We start from the raw sequence: 3,740 nt of genomic DNA, 5'->3' as shown, positions 1-3,740 counted from the left end.
GCTTCAGAAGCGGCACGCCGTGCGGTAGATATTGACGCTCAGCCAGGAAGCTCGCGAGCGGTTCAGGCAGCATGACGACGGCGATGTCGGCGACGTCGATCCTGCTGGCCGGCTCGACACGATACAACCCGATGGGGACGCTTGCAGATGCGTTCCAGATGAAGCTCGGGCGATGGGCGATCCATGCCGGAGCGACGGCGAGAACCCCGCCGCAAAGCATTCCTGCGATGATCGTTGCGCGCATGCTCATGGTTCAATCCTGCGGCGCAGGAGCCAGGCTTCATGGCGCTGGCGCGTGTAGGGCCTGGGCGCCTCGCGCCCGGCAAACCTACAGTGGGCATGGCGCCAGTAATCCGGTGACACATCGACAGGTTCGATGCCGATAGCCTCGATGGCGTCGATGATCTTCAGCACCTTTTCGACGTTCCGCCATCCGATCGCTGTGAGCAGGATCTCGGCGCCAGGGCGCACATAGGCGACGGTCGAGCAGCGCCGACCGGCGGCGACTGCACGCAGTATGTCGATGCGGGACGCGACGGTGCCGAAGTCGTTGCCCATCCACCGGACGAAAGCGAAGATGCTGCCAGGCGTGAAGGTGACGGCACGACGAGTGCGGTCGATGTTCCTGTTCGAAGCAACCGTGCCGAAGCGGATGTGGTTCTCGATGCGCTTCTTCAGCCACACCAGTTCGACCGAGGTGAGATCGCTCATGCCGGCCTCCATGACAGGAGGCCACGAGCAAGCATGGCGAAGCGAGGGGCGGAAAAAGTGATCTTGTTTCGGTAAGAGCAGTGGACGTCGATCGCTCTCGGCATCGCCGAAAGATCAGGGCTCGGCCGTCGCCCACAGCCTCGCCGACCCGCGCTTCGCGTTAGAAAGAATCCGAAGGATTCTCGGTTAGAAACGTTAGAGGAGCCGGTTCGGCAATCGCCACAATGGCTTAGGATCGAATCCGGTTCCTGATAGCACGGGAACCCGGTTCCCGATGGCACGGGAGTTGCGGTTCCTGATAGCACGGGGCTGTCCACAGTCATTTCACAGCCTTGGTCGTTCTGGCGCGCGACGCGCGTTGCGCCGCGTACGATTCTGGCGGGGTGGGTTGAAAGGTCAGGCGCGATCGACCGTCAGCATCGATGACGAGTGCCAGCCGATAGCCAGGAAGGGGTTGGCGACCGACGATCTCGCGAAGGTCGAAGGTGAAGCGCTTGAAGGGCGACAGACCGCCTGACTTCAGATGGAGATGGTGGAGATCAAAGCTCCAACCATAGGTTTGGCGGCCCCCATGTTTTCGCACCAGACGGTAGAGCCATCGCTCCAGGCCCCCCGTCAGCCCAAAGTACTCACGATCAATGGTGAGGATCAGAGCATCGTCGAGAACGCCGGCATAGAACCAGTCGGGCAGGATGAGCTCGATGCCGAGCGGGCGGCCGCTGGCGTCCATTCGCTCCTTCCACTCGTTGATCCAGGAGAAACGATGCCGCCGCCGTTCGGCCGGCTGTCGGATCGATGTGGCAACGGTGGTCGACTGCAGCCGGTCAAGTGCAGCCTTCAGTCTGTCGTAGCTGCGGGCGGAATCGCCACGGCCGATGAAGGCAAGAATCTCATAGGGAGTTGCCGCCATCAAACGCGACGTACGAAGGCCGTTGTCTCGTGCGTCGACGATCTGGCTGGCCGCCCAGATCAGAATGTCGGCGTCCCAGATGGTCGCCATCCCATGTTCGAGGGTCGCCTCGACACGGATCGACACATCTCCCATGTGAAAGTCAATCGGCGTGACGCGGCGGGATTTGGCGAGCGAGAAGAACGGCCACGACATGAGATCCTGCGCGTCGCGCGGCGTGACGACGCTGGCGCGCGCGTGAAACAGGTCAAGCTGGCCTTCGGAGCGGTACTGCACTGACGCCACCCGTGCTGTCAGGAGTCACGATCGCGCCGGCCGGCATAGGCAGGCGCGCGCGCGGCATGGGGCTTGGCCGGCGGAACAAAGGTCGCGTTCGCATCACTGGTGGAGGTACGCGCGCCGAGTTCGATCCAGGCGTGCAGGTCATCGATGTCGTAGAGCACGCGCCCACCGACCTTGCGGTATTTAGGACCGGTCCCATAGGTCCGGTGCTTTTCCAGCGTGCGAGCACAAAGACCGACGATGGGTGCAGCCTCCTTGGTTCGCAGGTATTTTTGGGGCGCGTCCGCGGGACCCTTCGACATCGCTCGATCTCCATCCGGTTTTGCTGTCATCCTGGCCTGCCGGGACGCGCGAAACGGACGATGGTCGAATTGAGGAAAAGCGAGGGAGGGCAAACATCGGGGGATGTGTTTTTGCTACCCCTCGAAGAGGGGCTTCAGCGCCGGGATTTCGGGCTGCGGCTGTGTGGATAGAAAAGAAGGTCGCGGTAGCCGCCGGCGACCAGGCGATCCGCTCTTTGCAGGATCGCCCGTACCTTGTGCCTGAGGTGATGGTCGCGCCAATCTCGTGGCACGATTGGATCTCGTGACAGCAGCGCCTCCGCGATCATGCGAGAGGAGGCCGCTGCGCGGCGGGCGTCGTGAGCGCGCAGATTGAGGATATGCCTGATCTTCGTCTGCTGGGGCAGCGCGCCATAGACTGGGCCGGGCGATCGACCGTTTAGTGCCCGCCAGAACTGGCGTGCGGCGTCCAGTCTTGTTTCGAAGGCTTCGTCGAGCGGGAGAATGATGGCATTGATGCCAAGTGAACCGTCGCAACTCTCGGCAATCAGGCGATGCGTTGCGGTCGAAGCCGACCAAAGAGCCTCAAGGTCTTCGCCCTGCTCCCAAACGCTAGCGTTGCTGAGTTCGCTAGGTAACACGCTCCGATACGATGAGCCAATCGAGGCAGGCATCCGTGTGGCCCGGAGCACGCGCGGCGAGGCCTGTTCCGTCCAGACGATGTTCTCGGCAGATGGAAGTCCGTTACCGGTGACAGTGAAATCGCGCGCCCCAGCGTGCGGCGAAGTCAGTTGGTCCGAGCAGGTCTCCGGTATTTGCGCCCAGCGACGCAAGCTGACTGCACTCGGCGATGAAGGCGTCGTTCCGGATCAGGTATTCGGCAGCGAACTCGGGCGCTTCGTAGTCGCGCATGTGCACATAGGCCGCTGGATTGGTCCAATCGCCTTGCAATTTGCCAGGTCCTCTCCCGATGCCAGCACTTGGCTGCGAGCTTCGGAATCAGCATCGGCGTCGATGCGCGTGCTGGGTAGTTGGAGAGTCAGCAAACCGCTGTGCTGATTCAGCAAAGCGTGGCGCATGGCAGGCTGCACCTAATGGGGCGCACCGCCCGCCAGAAGATACCGATAACCACTCGTCGTCATCCACCGCGCGCGGGCAAGATGGGTCTCCCAGGACTTGAACGCTCTCTCCGGTTCCTGCTCAGGATCGATGTGCAGGACGATCCTGGCGACCTCGCGCCAGTCCGCGTCTTCGGCCGCCGCGTCGAGCAGGCGGATGTAGGTGAGCAGCCGCTCCTCGTCGTATCCGGTCAAGATCGAGGAGTCTGGAGCAACGTCGGCAACATCGGGATCAAGCAGTGGTTTGAGCAAACGCGATTTCCATCTTTGAAGTCATTTTGTAGAGAATACTCCGTGGTTGAATACTCGACAAGACGCTGCACTCGCGGGCATGGAAATACGCGAGGTGTTTGCACGCAATCTGAGGCGGCATCGGCAGGCGGCTGGGCTTTCGCAAGAAGAGCTGGCTCACCGCGCGGAAGTCGATCGCACCTACAT

The 3,740-nt window shown here is 62.0% G+C and carries 7 protein-coding genes and 1 pseudogene; 1 reads left to right on the top strand and 7 read right to left on the bottom strand.

Annotated features, from left to right (window positions below):
- From EOA22_RS27335 to EOA22_RS27310, 7 genes and pseudogenes are all read right to left on the bottom strand, one after another.
- Positions 1-250 (bottom strand): annotated as a pseudogene (locus EOA22_RS27335) (S26 family signal peptidase); the annotation flags it as partial.
- Positions 247-711, bottom strand: coding sequence for a DUF2840 domain-containing protein (locus EOA22_RS27330; protein ID WP_063170733.1), 465 nt, complete (start codon positions 709-711; stop codon positions 247-249). The gene EOA22_RS27330 and the pseudogene EOA22_RS27335, both read right to left, overlap by 4 nt.
- A 319-nt stretch (positions 712-1,030) precedes the next feature.
- A complete protein-coding gene (locus EOA22_RS27325) occupies positions 1,031-1,867 on the bottom strand; it encodes a replication initiator protein A (protein WP_245478700.1) in 837 nt (278 codons plus the stop codon).
- 47 nt (positions 1,868-1,914) lie between these two features.
- Complete coding sequence (locus EOA22_RS27320) at positions 1,915-2,205, bottom strand: helix-turn-helix domain-containing protein (RefSeq protein WP_063170735.1); 291 nt, start codon at positions 2,203-2,205, stop codon at positions 1,915-1,917.
- A 134-nt stretch (positions 2,206-2,339) separates the two neighbouring features.
- A complete protein-coding gene (locus tag EOA22_RS27315; RefSeq protein WP_063170736.1) occupies positions 2,340-2,858 on the bottom strand; it encodes a DUF2285 domain-containing protein in 519 nt (172 codons plus the stop codon).
- 70 nt (positions 2,859-2,928) lie between these two features.
- Positions 2,929-3,135: a DUF6499 domain-containing protein gene (locus EOA22_RS37780; RefSeq protein ID WP_063170737.1), complete on the bottom strand. Its 207-nt coding sequence runs from the start codon at positions 3,133-3,135 to the stop codon at positions 2,929-2,931.
- 140 nt (positions 3,136-3,275) lie between these two features.
- A complete protein-coding gene (locus EOA22_RS27310) occupies positions 3,276-3,554 on the bottom strand; it encodes a DUF2285 domain-containing protein (RefSeq protein ID WP_063170738.1) in 279 nt (92 codons plus the stop codon).
- Between the two features lie 79 nt (positions 3,555-3,633).
- Here EOA22_RS27310 and EOA22_RS27305 point away from each other — a divergent pair.
- The coding region (locus EOA22_RS27305; protein WP_164755880.1) for a helix-turn-helix domain-containing protein at positions 3,634-3,740 on the top strand (107 nt) is incomplete at its 3' end.

The organism is Mesorhizobium sp. M7A.F.Ca.US.014.04.1.1 (genome assembly GCF_003998745.1).
GTDB lineage: Bacteria > Pseudomonadota > Alphaproteobacteria > Rhizobiales > Rhizobiaceae > Mesorhizobium > Mesorhizobium ciceri.
This window is presented reverse-complemented; position numbering and strand designations above follow the sequence as displayed.